Origin of the sequence: Enterobacter cloacae complex sp. P1B (assembly GCF_014982345.1) — a bacterium.
Taxonomy (GTDB): domain Bacteria; phylum Pseudomonadota; class Gammaproteobacteria; order Enterobacterales; family Enterobacteriaceae; genus Enterobacter; species Enterobacter bugandensis.
On the sequence record NZ_JADCLF010000006.1, the window covers coordinates 468,119 to 481,211 of the forward strand.

The following is a 13,093-nucleotide window of genomic DNA, read 5'->3' on the forward strand; positions in this document are numbered from 1 at the left end:
CCAGGGTTTGGGGTACAGACAAACGCTTCAACAGCAGTGACTTACTTGTCGCCCAACTGCTCTGACATGGTGTTGCCCGGGTTTGGCGTACGCGGTTCATCGACCGGACGCGGCGCGCGCGGGGTACCATTGTTGTCAGAATTGTTGGAAGCGCCTGGGTCTTCCCAGCCTGCTGGCGGACGCACTTCGCGGCGAGCCATCAGGTCGTCAATCTGCGGTGCATCGATGGTCTCATATTTCATGAGCGCATCTTTCATCGAATGCAGAATGTCCATATTGTCGTTCAGGATCTGACGCGCGCGACCGTAGTTACGTTCAATCAGCGCTTTCACTTCCTGGTCGATGATACGTGCCGTCTCATCGGACATATGTTTTGCTTTCGCCACGGAGCGGCCCAGGAATACTTCACCCTCTTCCTCTGCATACAGCAGCGGACCGAGTTTGTCGGAGAAGCCCCATTGAGTCACCATGTTACGCGCCAGGTTTGTCGCCACTTTAATGTCGTTCGACGCACCGGTAGAAACATGTTCTGGACCGTAGATGATCTCTTCTGCCAGACGACCGCCGTACAGGGTCGAAATCTGGCTTTCCAGCTTCTGACGGCTGGCGCTGATCGCGTCGCCCTCAGGCAGGAAGAAGGTCACACCCAGCGCACGGCCGCGCGGAATAATCGTTACCTTGTGTACCGGATCGTGTTCCGGCACCAGGCGACCGATAATCGCGTGACCCGCTTCGTGGTAAGCCGTGGACTCTTTCTGCGCTTCCGTCATCACCATGGAGCGACGTTCCGCACCCATCATGATTTTGTCTTTCGCTTTCTCGAACTCCACCATGGAGACCACGCGCTTGTTACCGCGAGCGGCAAACAGTGCAGCTTCGTTGACCAGGTTAGCCAGGTCCGCACCGGAGAAGCCCGGGGTACCGCGCGCAATGATTGCCGCGTCGATATCTGGCGCCAGCGGTACGCGACGCATGTGCACTTTCAGAATCTGTTCACGACCACGAACATCCGGCAGACCGACAACAACCTGACGGTCGAAACGGCCTGGACGCAGCAGCGCAGGGTCAAGTACGTCCGGACGGTTAGTCGCCGCGATAACGATAATACCTTCGTTACCTTCGAAGCCGTCCATCTCAACCAGCATCTGGTTCAGGGTCTGCTCACGCTCATCGTGACCACCGCCCAGGCCCGCGCCACGCTGGCGGCCTACGGCGTCGATTTCATCGATAAAGATGATGCACGGTGCTGCCTTCTTGGCCTGCTCGAACATGTCACGCACACGAGATGCACCGACACCCACGAACATTTCAACGAAGTCAGAACCTGAAATAGTAAAGAACGGCACCTTCGCTTCACCCGCGATGGCTTTCGCCAGCAGGGTTTTACCGGTACCCGGAGGGCCTACCATCAGGACGCCTTTCGGGATCTTACCGCCCAGTTTCTGGAAACGGCTCGGCTCGCGCAGGTATTCAACCAGTTCACCCACTTCTTCTTTTGCTTCGTCACAACCGGCGACGTCAGCAAACGTGGTCTTGATCTGGTCTTCCGTCAGCATACGCGCCTTGCTCTTACCGAACGACATGGCACCTTTGCCACCGCCGCCCTGCATCTGGCGCATAAAGAAGATCCAGACGCCGATAAGAAGCAGCATCGGGAACCAGGAAATGAAGATAGAAGCCAGCAGGCTTGGTTCTTCTGGCGGCTCGCCTACCACTTTGACGTTTTTGGTCAGAAGGTTATCAAGCAGCTTAGGATCGTTCACCGGGATGTAAGTCGTGTAACGGTTACTATCTTTCTTGGTAACGTTGATCTCACGTCCGTTGATACGCGCTTCGCGAACCTGGTCCTGATTGACCTCTTGCAGGAAGGTAGAATAATCCACCTTGCGGCCATTCGACTCGCTGGGCCCAAAGCTCTGGAATACTGACATCAGCACAACGGCAATGACCAGCCAGAGTATTAGGTTTTTCGCCATGTCACTCAAGGGATTAACCTCATATTACAACTGTGTTAAAAACAGCGTCAGGATACTCTATATCCAGTTTCATTCAAACTTTCGTCTGAAATCTCCCGGTTATCATTTTCGCCCGGTCGCTACAATATACACTTCACGGGAACGGGCCCGGGAAGAGTCCGGCTTACGAACTTTGACCTTCGCAAACAGGGAGCGAATTTCCTTAAGATACTCCTCGAAACCTTCGCCCTGAAACACCTTCACAACAAAACTACCACCAGGCGCTAGTACATCACGACACATTTCTAACGCTAGCTCCACCAGATACATGGCGCGGGGGATATCCACCGCCGGTGTTCCGCACATATTTGGTGCCATATCCGACATGACAACCTGGACCTTACTGTCACCAACACGATCAAGTAACGCTTTCAGCACTAATTCATCACGAAAGTCGCCCTGAAGGAAGTCGACACCAACGATGGGATCCATTGGTAAAAGATCGCACGCGATGATTCGGCCCGTTCCGCCGATCTGCGTTACCGCATACTGGGACCATCCGCCAGGTGCCGCACCGAGGTCGACAACCGTCATCCCCGGCTTAAAAAGTTTGTCACTTTGCTGTATTTCATCAAGTTTAAACCAGGCACGGGAACGTAACCCCTTTTTCTGTGCCTGTTGAACATATTTATCGCTAAAGTGTTCCTGAAGCCAGCGGCTGGAACTGGCAGAACGCTTTTTACCTGTCATTTAACATTTCCGTCCTGGTTCATCGTTGCTTGCCTGTGACGTAAATTTCTACGCAGCTATTTGGCGATATAAGGGAGATGGCGGTAGAATGAACCGTTTTCAATCCCAACGTAAGCAAAAATATACGATGAATCTGAGTACTAAACAAAAACAGCACCTTAAAGGTCTGGCACATCCGCTCAAGCCTGTAGTCATGCTTGGCAACAATGGTTTGACCGAAGGGGTGCTTGCCGAGATTGAACAAGCGCTGGAACACCACGAGCTGATCAAGGTGAAAATCGCCTCTGAAGACAGAGACACTAAAAACCTGATCGTGGAAGCCATCGTGCGCGAAACCGGCGCCTGTAATGTACAGGTCATCGGTAAAACGCTGGTGCTCTATCGCCCATCTAAAGAGCGTAAAATCTCGCTGCCACGCTAAGGATATCCTGAATCAATCACATTTTCTGTGTGAAACGAGGGATTTCTTTCAGCAGGCTCAGCAAAATGCCATGCTCCTTGAGTTGATAAAAGGCCGCTATGCGGCCTTTTTCTTTTCTTTACAATGTATCAACATCTTAGTAGAGAAGCGAATTACAGGTATTCAACCTTGATAATTTCGTATTCCACTTCACCGCCAGGGGTGCGGATGGTGACAACATCGTCCTGCTCTTTGCCAATCAGGCCGCGAGCAATGGGTGAGTTCACCGAAATCAGGTTCTGTTTAAAGTCTGCTTCATCATCGCCCACGATGCGATAGGTTTGCTCTTCATCGTTGTCGAGGTTCAGAACGCTGACGGTAGAACCAAAGATCACGCGACCGTTGTTAGGCATTTTGGTGATATCGATAACCTGCGCATTAGACAGTTTCGCTTCGATATCTTTAATGCGCCCTTCACAGAAACCCTGCTGCTCGCGCGCCGCATGGTATTCAGCATTCTCTTTCAGGTCGCCATGCTCACGGGCTTCCGCGATAGCGGCGATGATTTCAGGGCGACGCACGGATTTCAGGAAATCCAGCTCTTCGCGCAGTTTTTCGGCACCACGTAAGGTCATCGGAATAGCTTGCATTTGTTATACCTCTTAAACATTCCTGTTGGGAGCAGTGTTCCCTGCTCCTGCCCCCCGAAGCGGGCAAGAAGCAAAAAGAAAACCGACCCGGGAGCGACGCCCCAGGTCAGCAGCAATTTTTCAATTTGATACGCATTTTACCGCGAAGTTCACTATGGGTCATCGTTTACTTTGCAGTGCCATGCACCGTAGTATGACGGTTTGTTTTCGGGTTGTTAGCGCGAGATTATGCGATTTTCCAGTTTTATCATCGGATTGACTACCAGTATAACGTTCACCGCCCAGGCCGCGAATGTTGATGAGTACATTAATCAGCTCCCCGCAGGCGCGAACCTCGCCCTGATGGTGCAGAAGGTTGGCGCACAGGCTCCCGAGATTGACTATCACAGTCAACAGATGGCGCTGCCTGCCAGTACCCAGAAGGTGATCACTGCCCTCGCCGCCCTGCTCCAACTCGGGCCTGACTTCCGTTTTACCACCACGCTTGAAACCAAAGGTAACGTCGACGGTGGCGAACTGAAAGGCGATCTTATCGCCCGTTTCGGTGGCGATCCCACCTTTAAGCGCCAGGATATCCGCAACATGGTAGCGGTGTTGAAAAAATCCGGCGTGACAAAAATCGATGGCAACGTGCTGATCGATACCTCCATTTTTGCCAGCCACGATAAAGCACCAGGCTGGCCGTGGAACGACATGACGCAGTGCTTTAGCGCCCCGCCAGCCGCCGCGATTGTTGACCGCAACTGCTTCTCGATCTCCCTTTACAGCGCGCCCAAGCCAGATGATTTAGCGTTCATTCGCGTGGCATCTTACTATCCGGTGACCATGTTTAGCCAGGTGCGAACGCTGGCTAAAGGCTCCCCTGATGCCCAGTACTGCGAACTGGACGTGGTGCCTGGCGATCTTAACCGCTACACCCTCACCGGCTGCCTGACGCAGCGCGCCGATCCCCTGCCGCTGGCCTTCGCGATTCAGGATGGCGCAAGCTATGCGGGTGCGATTCTCAAGGATGAGCTGAAGCAGGCGGGAATAACCTACTCCGGCACGCTGCTACGCCAGACGCAGGTCAACCAGCCCGGAACGGTCATTGCCAGCAAACAGTCGCCACCGCTGCACGATTTGCTGCGAATTATGCTGAAAAAGTCTGACAACATGATTGCCGACACCGTGTTCCGCATGATTGGCCACGCGCGTTTCGGCGTGCCGGGAACCTGGCGCGCGGGCTCAGACGCTGTTCGTCAGATCCTGCGCCAGCAGGCGGGGATCGATCTGGGTAACACTATCGCCGTTGATGGTTCAGGATTATCGCGTCATAACCTGATTGCCCCGGCCACCATGATGCAGGTGCTTCAGTACATTGCACAACATGACACTGAGCTAAACTTTATCTCAATGCTGCCGCTTGCCGGACACGACGGTTCGCTGCAGTACCGCGCCGGGCTTCACGCGGCGGGTGTGGATGGCAAAGTCTCCGCGAAAACAGGTTCACTGCAGGGGGTGTATAACCTGGCAGGGTTCATCACGACCGCCAGCGGACAGCGCATGGCATTCGTGCAGTATCTTTCCGGCTATGCCGTCGAACCGACCGACCAGCGCAACCGCCGTATTCCACTGGTTCGCTTCGAAAGCAGGCTTTATAAAGACATCTACCAGAATAACTAGCGATGAAACTACTTATAGTTGAAGACGATCTGTTATTACAGGAAGGACTGGCTCTGGGACTCGCCAATGAAGGCTATGCCCTGGACTGTGCCGGCACCGCGGCAGAAGCAGATGCCCTGATCCAGAGCGGCGAATACAGCCTGGTGATCCTTGACCTGGGCTTGCCGGACAAAGACGGCGCGACGCTGCTTACCCAGTGGCGTCGTCGGGGCATCGCCAATCCGGTGTTAATCCTGACGGCACGCGACGCCATTGAAGATCGTATTACCGGCCTTGATGCTGGCGCCGATGATTACCTGGTGAAGCCCTTTGCGCTTGCAGAACTTCAGGCTCGGGTGCGAGCGTTAATACGCCGTTATCAGGGCCATAGTGATAACTTACTAACCGACGGGGACATTACCCTGAATCTGCAAACCCAGCAGGTATTGCGCCAGTCCCAGCCCGTTGAAGTTACACCAAAAGAGTTCGCCTTGCTGACGCGTCTGATCATGCGCAGCGGACAAACGGTACACAGAGAAACCCTTCAGCAGGATATCTATTCCTGGCAGGACGATCCGGGGTCAAATACCCTGGAAGTCCACATCCACAACCTGCGTCGTAAGCTCGGCAAAGACCGGATTAAAACCGTCCGCGGCGTTGGCTACCGCCTGGAGAGCCAGAAATGAACAGCATGCGTCGGCGATTAATGGTGTTGCTGGCGGTCATTCTGTTATTTTTCCAGCTGATAAGCGTCATTTGGTTGTGGCACGAAAGCCGCGAGCAGATTGGCTTTCTGGTGAACGAAACGCTGTCGGCAAAATCGCGTAACAACCACGTCGAGAAAGAGATCCGCGAAGCGATTGCCTCGCTGCTGGTTCCTTCCCTGGTGATGGTTGGGTTTACGTTATTTTTCTCGTTCTGGGCGGTCACCTGGATAACCCGACCGCTGAACAAACTGCGCGTGAGCCTGGCTAACCGTTCGGCGGATAACCTAACCCCACTTCCTATGTATTCCGACATGGAAGAAATCGGCGCCGTTACCACCTCGCTCAATCAGCTACTCGCCAGGCTGGACAGTACCATTCAGCAGGAGCGTCTCTTCACGGCTGACGCCGCCCATGAACTGCGAACGCCTCTTGCCGGAATCAGGCTCCATCTGGAGCTCATGGCCCAGTCAGGCTCTACGCAGGCCACGACGCTCATCAGCCGTATTGACCAGCTAATGCACACCGTTGAGCAACTGCTGATGCTGGCCCGTGCAGGACAGGCAATGGCGAGCGGCCACTATGAAACCATCAACTGGACGGACACCATTATCACGCCTCTTGGTCTTGAGCATGAAGCCAAAGAGCATACGGTGATTTGGCCTGCTAAAAGCGCGCTCACTGTTCAGGGAGACGCGGTACTGCTGCGGCTGATGCTGCGCAACCTGCTGGAGAATGCCGGGCGCTACAGCCCGACAGGCACCACGATTACCGTGACGCTTACCGCGGTCGAAGGCGGTACGCAGCTCAGCGTTATCGATCAGGGGCCTGGTATTGACGAAGCGCATCGACAGTCGATCACGGAGCCGTTCCGTCGCCTCGATCAGCGTTACGGCGGCAGCGGCCTGGGCCTGAGTATCGTACAGCGCATCCTGCAGCTTCATCACGGTAAGCTGATGCTGGAGAATGGTGCTGAAGGCGGCCTGATAGCAAGCTGCTGGCTGCCCTCAACGCTGGAATGAAAAAAGCCCCCTGATGGGGGCTTTGGACAGATATTAGTGCTTGTAGATGAACTCGACGCCTTCTTCGTCGTCTTCATCCCAGTCATCGTCCCAGTCGTCTTCCTCTTCCGCTTCCAGCTCTTCGAGCTGCTGGCGGTGGTAGTCATCCCACATGAATTCGACTTTTTCTGGCTGTTTCGCTTCTTCAGCCTGAACGACAGGGTTCTCGATGATGAAGGTCATCACATCCCAGCAGAGATCTTTCACGCCAACCTGGCTTGCCGCGGAGATAAGGTAGTATTTATCTTCCCAGCCCATCGCTTCGGCAATCGCTTTGGCTTTCGCTTCGGCTTCCGCTTTATCCATCAGGTCGATCTTGTTGAAGACCAGCCAGCGTGGCTTACTCGCCAGTTTTTCGCTGTATTTTTCCAGCTCACCGATAATGATACGGGCGTTTTCAACCGGATCGGAACCGTCGATCGGATCGATGTCGATGAGGTGCAACAGTACGCGGCAACGCTCAAGGTGCTTCAGGAAGCGAATACCCAGGCCAGCCCCTTCCGCAGCGCCTTCAATCAGGCCCGGAATATCGGCGACCACAAAGCTCTTCTCGTTATCCATACGGACAACGCCGAGGCTTGGTACCAGCGTGGTAAACGGATAGTCCGCTACTTTTGGCTTGGCCGCAGAGACGGCGCGAATAAAGGTCGATTTACCTGCGTTTGGCATACCCAGCATGCCCACGTCAGCCAGCAGCATCAGTTCAAGTTGCAGGTCGCGCTTATCACCCGGGGTACCCATCGTTTTCTGACGCGGGGTACGGTTAACGGAAGATTTGAAACGGCTGTTACCCAGACCGTGCCAGCCGCCTTTTGCGACCATCAGGCGCTGACCGTGTTTGGTCATATCGCCCATGGTTTCACCGGTGCCCTGATCGATAACGCGCGTACCAACCGGAACCTTAATGGTCACGTCTTTACCGCGTTTACCGGTACAGTCACGGCTCTGGCCGTTCTGTCCGCGTTCTGCGCGGAAGGATTTTTCAAAGCGGTAGTCGATCAGCGTGTTGAGGTTTTCATCCGCCTCCAGCCACACGTCACCACCATCGCCACCGTCACCGCCGTCAGGGCCGCCACGAGGAATATATTTTTCACGGCGGAAGCTGACACAACCGTTACCGCCATCACCTGCCACGACCAGAATCGTCGCTTCATCAACAAACTTCATTTTACTCTCCGTAACTCATTCGCCTGAGCGGGGGACTACTACGACCGCTTCATTTTTGCGCCAACGTCCCCAAAGACGATGACCAATGGCGGAATACATCGCGCCCGCAACCACGACAAACGCACCGAGATAGCCCAACAGGTTGAGCATCGGTCTGACGAAGACATCGGGCCAGGCCATTGATAACAAATCTGAAAATAACAGCGTAAACAGCGGAGTAAGCGTGATCAAAGCGCTCACCTGTGCTGCCTGCCAGCGCGCCATCGCTTCCGCCAGCGCGCCATAACCGACCAGCGTGTTAAGCCCACAAAAAATGAGGCACGCCAGTTGCCAGTCGCTCAGCTGGGTAATGACGCCCGGCTTCGCTAACGGCAATAATGCCACTGTACACAAAGTGTACAGCAAAAAAAGGATCTGCTGTGAGGCCAGGCGACGCAATAACACCTTTTGCGCGACGCCATAGCTCACCCAGACCGTTGCTGCACCCACGCCGAAGATCACGCCCCAGGTGTAGTCCGTAAGCCGGGTAAAAATCTCGATCAGGCTGGTGTTGAAGAACATCACCAGGCCGCATAGCAGCATGCTTGCCCCGATAATCTGCGTCCCGCGCATCTTCTCTTTGAGGATGAACACGCTCGCGACCATCATGCCCACAGGCGAAAGCTGACCAATCACCTGAGACGCCGTAGGGCTCAAATACTGCAGGGAAGAGCTGAACAGGATAAAGTTACCGAACAGACCGCCCGTCGCAATGGCCAGTAACACCAGCCATCGAGGTTTGCGGAAGAGCCGTAGCGGTGGAAGCTTGCCTTTAACTGCAAGGATGGTCCCGAGACCAATGCTTGCCATCAGGAAGCGATAAAAGACCACCGTAGGCGGCTCCATCACTTCCAGTACCTGCTTCATTGCAATTGGCAGCGCACCCCAGCACATTGCGGTCGTGAGCGCCAAAAGAATACCAATGCCGGCCTGCTGCTTCATGCCCGTTTTCCCTACAGAAAATTTTCCGGGTTTCCAATGTAAAAAGCCCCGCAACACGTTGCGGGGCTTTAATCCGTTACCGGACCGAGAAAACCTTACTCAGCAACGATGCTGATGTATTTACGGTTGTTCGGGCCTTTAACTTCAAATTTCACTTTACCGTCTGCTTTAGCAAACAGAGTGTGGTCACGACCGCAACCTACGTTGTTGCCAGCGTGGAATTTGGTACCACGTTGACGAACGATGATGCTACCCGCCAGAACGGATTCGCCACCGAAACGCTTAACGCCCAGGCGTTTAGCTTCTGAATCGCGACCGTTACGTGTGGAGCCGCCAGCCTTTTTATGTGCCATTTAAATCTCTCCTCAGGTCTTAGGCGCTGATGCCAGTAATTTTCACATCAGTGAACCACTGACGGTGGCCCTGCTGCTTACGGTAGTGTTTACGACGACGAAACTTAACGATTTTAACTTTCTCGCCACGACCGTGTGCAACAACTTCAGCTTTGATAACGCCGCCATCAACGAAAGGAACGCCGATTTTGACTTCTTCACCGTTTGCGATCATCAGAACTTCTGCGAACTCAACAGATTCGCCAGTTGCGATGTCCAGCTTTTCCAGGCGAACGGTCTGACCTTCGCTTACTCGGTGTTGTTTACCACCACTTTGGAAAACCGCGTACATATAAACTCCGCTTCCGCGCACGTCCTCGTATGAATCAGAGTGCGCTATAAATATTCACAATAGGGCGCGAATATTACGCAAAACGCGAGCCTTTGACAAGTGCTACCGTCAATACATGAAGAAAAAAAACACAACACGTACGGTAACGTTTATCTGAGCCGTTTTTTCAGTACAATCAGCACTACTATTGATAAACCGAAACCCTTCGTTACCCCATTGAAGATGGGATCAACAGGATAAAAAGCCCGGCTTTTGCGATGAATTTAGAAAAAATCAACGAGTTAACCGCGCAAGATATGGCGGGTGTAAATGCAGCAATCCTGGAGCAACTCAACTCTGACGTTCAGCTGATCAATCAGTTGGGCTATTACATTGTCAGCGGCGGCGGTAAACGCATTCGCCCGATGATTGCCATTCTGGCTGCCAGAGCCGTTGGCTATCAGGGAAATGCCCACGTGACGATCGCCGCGCTGATCGAATTTATTCACACCGCGACGCTTCTGCATGACGATGTTGTGGATGAATCCGATATGCGTCGTGGCAAGGCCACGGCAAACGCTGCCTTCGGGAACGCCGCCAGCGTTCTGGTCGGGGACTTTATCTATACCCGCGCCTTCCAGATGATGACCAGCCTGGGCTCTCTGAAAGTGCTCGAGGTGATGTCCGAAGCCGTCAACGTCATCGCTGAAGGCGAAGTGCTGCAGCTGATGAACGTCAACGACCCCGATATCACCGAAGAAAACTACATGCGCGTTATCTACAGCAAAACAGCGCGCCTGTTTGAAGCGGCCGCCCAGTGTTCCGGCATCCTGGCTGGCTGTTCCGAGGCGCAGGAAAAAGGACTGCAGGATTATGGACGCTACCTGGGTACTGCCTTCCAGCTGATTGATGATTTGCTGGACTACAGCGCGGACGGCGAAACGCTCGGCAAAAACGTTGGCGATGACCTGAACGAAGGCAAACCGACCCTGCCGCTGCTTCACGCGATGCGTAACGGAACGGCCGACCAGGCGAAAATGATCCGTGAGGCGATCGAACAGGGAAATGGTCGCCATCTTCTGGAACCTGTACTGGAAACGATGGCCATCTGCGGCTCGCTGGAATGGACCCGCCAGCGCGCTGAAGAAGAGGCTGACAAAGCCATCGAAGCTCTCCAGGTTATTCCAGACAGCCCATGGCGCGATGCCCTGATTGGTCTTGCCCACATCGCTGTTCAACGCGACCGTTAATCTTGCCCCCACCTCCCCGTATCCATCGCGGGGAGGTTCAAAAACGCACCAGTAAATTCCACATTCATGTAAATGAATCGGGTTAGAGCCCGCATGAATAAAGCCATGTCTTATTCTGAATATCCCTTCAAGTAACGCGAACTTTTTAGAACAAGAAGTCGAAATGGGTATAGTAAGCCAGTCGTTTCAGAAGAAACGGCGTAGGTGAATCCGAACTTAAGGACAGCGTTATGGATACGAAATTTATCGACTGGCATACGGCAGATATCATTGCGGCACTGCGCAAAAGAGGTACGTCACTTGCAGCAGAGTCCCGCCGCCATGGTCTGAGTTCTTCCACCCTGGCCAACGCCCTGACCCGCCCCTGGCCAAAGGGAGAATTGATTATCGCGACGGCGCTGGAGACGCACCCGTGGGTGATCTGGCCTTCACGTTATCACGATCCTGTTACTCATGAATTTATCGACAGAACGCGCATGATGCGCCAGAGAAAAGCAAAAACAGAACCGCAGGGATAACGGTTTTTTTGACAGGAATAGCAACCCCCCGGTCATTTCTGGCAGGGGGCTGCCGGAACGATTACTCGCCCTTCACACGCTCGATATTGGCACCCAGCGCGCGCAGTTTGTCTTCAATACGTTCATAGCCACGATCGATGTGATAAATACGATCCACCACCGTTGTGCCTTCCGCGATACAGCCCGCCAGCACCAGGCTTGCAGACGCACGCAGATCCGTTGCCATTACCTGAGCACCGGACAGTTTCTCAACGCCATGGCAAATCACGGTGTTACTTTCGATCTCAGCATGTGCACCCATACGGATCAGTTCAGGTACGTGCATAAAACGGTTTTCGAAAATCGTCTCGGTAATCACACCGGTTCCTTCGGCAACCAGGTTCAGCAGAGTGAACTGTGCCTGCATATCGGTCGGGAATGCCGGATGCGGAGCCGTACGCACGGTCACCGCTTTAGGACGCTTGTCGTGCATGTCGAGGCTGATCCAGTCTTCACCGGTTTCAACATCGGCACCCGCTTCACGCAGCTTCGCCAGAACGGCATCCAGAGTGTCTGGCTGTGCATTACGGCAGACAATCTTACCGCCAGAGATCGCCGCAGCCACCAGGAAGGTGCCTGTTTCGATACGGTCCGGCAGAACGCGATACACACCACCGCCCAGACGCTCAACGCCTTCAATGGTGATGCGGTCAGTACCCTGGCCGGAAATCTTCGCGCCCAGCGCCACGAGGAAATTGGCGGTATCCACGATCTCCGGTTCGCGCGCGGCGTTTTCGATGATGGTGGTACCTTCTGCCAGCGTTGCCGCAGACATGATGGTGACGGTAGCGCCTACGCTCACTTTGTCCATGACAATGTGCGCGCCTTTCAGACGACCGTTGACGGAGGCCTTAACGTAACCCTCTTCCAGCTTGATCTCTGCGCCCAGTTTCTCCAGGCCAAAGATATGCAGGTCAACAGGACGCGCGCCGATGGCGCAACCGCCCGGCAGCGAAACCTGACCCTGACCGAAACGTGCCACCAGCGGGCCAAGCGCCCAGATAGATGCACGCATGGTTTTCACCAGATCGTAAGGCGCAGAGAAGTTGTTCACGTTGCTGGCGTCGATCCAGACGGAACCGTTGCGCTCAACTTTAGTGCCCAACTGGGTGAGCAACTTCATGGTCGTGTCGATATCTTTCAGCTTCGGTACGTTCTGAATTTCTACCGGCTCTTCCGCGAGCAGCGCAGCAAAGAGGATTGGCAGCGCGGCGTTCTTCGCGCCAGAAATTGTGACTTCGCCCTGGAGACGCGTTGGCCCCTGTACACGAAATTTATCCATTGTGTGCTCTCTTATAAATTCAACCGTGCTGC

Annotated in this window: 14 protein-coding genes; 6 read left to right on the top strand and 8 right to left on the bottom strand. The window is 54.1% G+C overall.

Annotated elements, in window-relative coordinates; all coding sequences use genetic code 11:
- Positions 1-41: 41 nt before the first annotated feature.
- Positions 42-1,976 carry an ATP-dependent zinc metalloprotease FtsH gene (gene ftsH, locus INF77_RS06920; RefSeq protein ID WP_013098921.1) on the bottom strand — a complete coding sequence of 645 codons (1,935 nt, stop codon included), beginning with the start codon at positions 1,974-1,976 and terminating at the stop codon, positions 42-44.
- Positions 1,977-2,078: 102 nt separating this feature from the next.
- Entirely contained in the window at positions 2,079-2,705 is a 627-nt protein-coding gene (gene rlmE / locus INF77_RS06925) for a 23S rRNA (uridine(2552)-2'-O)-methyltransferase RlmE (protein WP_003861812.1), read from the bottom strand.
- A gap of 127 nt (positions 2,706-2,832) precedes the next feature.
- Here rlmE and yhbY point away from each other — a divergent pair, with 127 nt between their 5' ends.
- Positions 2,833-3,126 (top strand): ribosome assembly RNA-binding protein YhbY, encoded by a 294-nt coding sequence (gene yhbY, locus INF77_RS06930; protein WP_003861814.1) that lies wholly within the window; start codon positions 2,833-2,835, stop codon positions 3,124-3,126.
- Positions 3,127-3,278: 152 nt separating this feature from the next.
- Here the strand turns inward: yhbY and greA are convergent, their stop codons facing one another.
- Complete coding sequence (gene greA, locus INF77_RS06935) at positions 3,279-3,755, bottom strand: transcription elongation factor GreA (protein WP_006812122.1); 477 nt, start codon at positions 3,753-3,755, stop codon at positions 3,279-3,281.
- Between the two features lie 228 nt (positions 3,756-3,983).
- Here greA and dacB point away from each other — a divergent pair, with 228 nt between their 5' ends.
- Genes dacB through pmrB form a run of 3 tightly spaced genes read left to right on the top strand, consistent with a single transcriptional unit; the run spans position 3,984 to position 7,122 of the window.
- A complete protein-coding gene (gene dacB, locus INF77_RS06940) occupies positions 3,984-5,417 on the top strand; it encodes a serine-type D-Ala-D-Ala carboxypeptidase (RefSeq protein ID WP_028014554.1) in 1,434 nt (477 codons plus the stop codon).
- A 2-nt stretch (positions 5,418-5,419) separates the two neighbouring features.
- Positions 5,420-6,082: a two-component system response regulator PmrA gene (gene pmrA, locus INF77_RS06945; RefSeq protein WP_028014555.1), complete on the top strand. Its 663-nt coding sequence runs from the start codon at positions 5,420-5,422 to the stop codon at positions 6,080-6,082.
- Positions 6,079-7,122, top strand: coding sequence for a two-component system sensor histidine kinase PmrB (gene pmrB / locus INF77_RS06950; protein ID WP_063155275.1), 1,044 nt, complete (start codon positions 6,079-6,081; stop codon positions 7,120-7,122). Before pmrA ends, pmrB begins: the two co-directional genes overlap by 4 nt.
- A gap of 33 nt (positions 7,123-7,155) precedes the next feature.
- On the opposite strand, the gene cgtA is transcribed toward pmrB, so the two are convergent.
- From cgtA to rplU, 4 genes are all read right to left on the bottom strand, one after another.
- The gene (gene cgtA, locus INF77_RS06955) at positions 7,156-8,328 is read right to left on the bottom strand and encodes an Obg family GTPase CgtA (protein ID WP_014885381.1); all 1,173 of its coding nucleotides are present in this window, start codon (positions 8,326-8,328) and stop codon (positions 7,156-7,158) included.
- Positions 8,329-8,343: 15 nt separating this feature from the next.
- The gene (locus INF77_RS06960; RefSeq protein ID WP_028014557.1) at positions 8,344-9,309 is read right to left on the bottom strand and encodes a DMT family transporter; all 966 of its coding nucleotides are present in this window, start codon (positions 9,307-9,309) and stop codon (positions 8,344-8,346) included.
- A 95-nt stretch (positions 9,310-9,404) separates the two neighbouring features.
- Positions 9,405-9,662 carry a 50S ribosomal protein L27 gene (rpmA, locus tag INF77_RS06965; RefSeq protein ID WP_004385076.1) on the bottom strand — a complete coding sequence of 86 codons (258 nt, stop codon included), beginning with the start codon at positions 9,660-9,662 and terminating at the stop codon, positions 9,405-9,407.
- Between the two features lie 19 nt (positions 9,663-9,681).
- Positions 9,682-9,993, bottom strand: a complete 312-nt coding sequence (rplU, locus tag INF77_RS06970; RefSeq protein WP_003025032.1) for a 50S ribosomal protein L21 — start codon at positions 9,991-9,993, stop codon at positions 9,682-9,684.
- A 257-nt stretch (positions 9,994-10,250) separates the two neighbouring features.
- Between rplU and ispB the strand changes: the two genes are divergently transcribed.
- Both ispB and sfsB read left to right on the top strand, forming a co-directional pair.
- Positions 10,251-11,222 (top strand): octaprenyl diphosphate synthase, encoded by a 972-nt coding sequence (ispB, locus tag INF77_RS06975; RefSeq protein WP_028014558.1) that lies wholly within the window; start codon positions 10,251-10,253, stop codon positions 11,220-11,222.
- Positions 11,223-11,452: 230 nt separating this feature from the next.
- On the top strand, positions 11,453-11,740 hold the full coding sequence (gene sfsB, locus INF77_RS06980; protein ID WP_028014559.1) for a DNA-binding transcriptional regulator SfsB: 288 nt from the start codon (positions 11,453-11,455) through the stop codon (positions 11,738-11,740).
- Positions 11,741-11,801: 61 nt separating this feature from the next.
- On the opposite strand, the gene murA is transcribed toward sfsB, so the two are convergent.
- Entirely contained in the window at positions 11,802-13,061 is a 1,260-nt protein-coding gene (murA, locus tag INF77_RS06985; protein WP_193532314.1) for a UDP-N-acetylglucosamine 1-carboxyvinyltransferase, read from the bottom strand.
- Positions 13,062-13,093: the final 32 nt, after the last annotated feature.

Coding starts and splice junctions, on each gene's coding strand:
- ftsH (WP_013098921.1), bottom strand. CDS start 1,976: ATGGCGAAAAACCTAATACTCTGGCTGGTCATTGCCGTTGTGCTGATG.
- rlmE (WP_003861812.1), bottom strand. CDS start 2,705: ATGACAGGTAAAAAGCGTTCTGCCAGTTCCAGCCGCTGGCTTCAGGAA.
- yhbY (WP_003861814.1), top strand. CDS start 2,833: ATGAATCTGAGTACTAAACAAAAACAGCACCTTAAAGGTCTGGCACAT.
- greA (WP_006812122.1), bottom strand. CDS start 3,755: ATGCAAGCTATTCCGATGACCTTACGTGGTGCCGAAAAACTGCGCGAA.
- dacB (WP_028014554.1), top strand. CDS start 3,984: ATGCGATTTTCCAGTTTTATCATCGGATTGACTACCAGTATAACGTTC.
- pmrA (WP_028014555.1), top strand. CDS start 5,420: ATGAAACTACTTATAGTTGAAGACGATCTGTTATTACAGGAAGGACTG.
- pmrB (WP_063155275.1), top strand. CDS start 6,079: ATGAACAGCATGCGTCGGCGATTAATGGTGTTGCTGGCGGTCATTCTG.
- cgtA (WP_014885381.1), bottom strand. CDS start 8,328: ATGAAGTTTGTTGATGAAGCGACGATTCTGGTCGTGGCAGGTGATGGC.
- INF77_RS06960 (WP_028014557.1), bottom strand. CDS start 9,309: ATGAAGCAGCAGGCCGGCATTGGTATTCTTTTGGCGCTCACGACCGCA.
- rpmA (WP_004385076.1), bottom strand. CDS start 9,662: ATGGCACATAAAAAGGCTGGCGGCTCCACACGTAACGGTCGCGATTCA.
- rplU (WP_003025032.1), bottom strand. CDS start 9,993: ATGTACGCGGTTTTCCAAAGTGGTGGTAAACAACACCGAGTAAGCGAA.
- ispB (WP_028014558.1), top strand. CDS start 10,251: ATGAATTTAGAAAAAATCAACGAGTTAACCGCGCAAGATATGGCGGGT.
- sfsB (WP_028014559.1), top strand. CDS start 11,453: ATGGATACGAAATTTATCGACTGGCATACGGCAGATATCATTGCGGCA.
- murA (WP_193532314.1), bottom strand. CDS start 13,061: ATGGATAAATTTCGTGTACAGGGGCCAACGCGTCTCCAGGGCGAAGTC.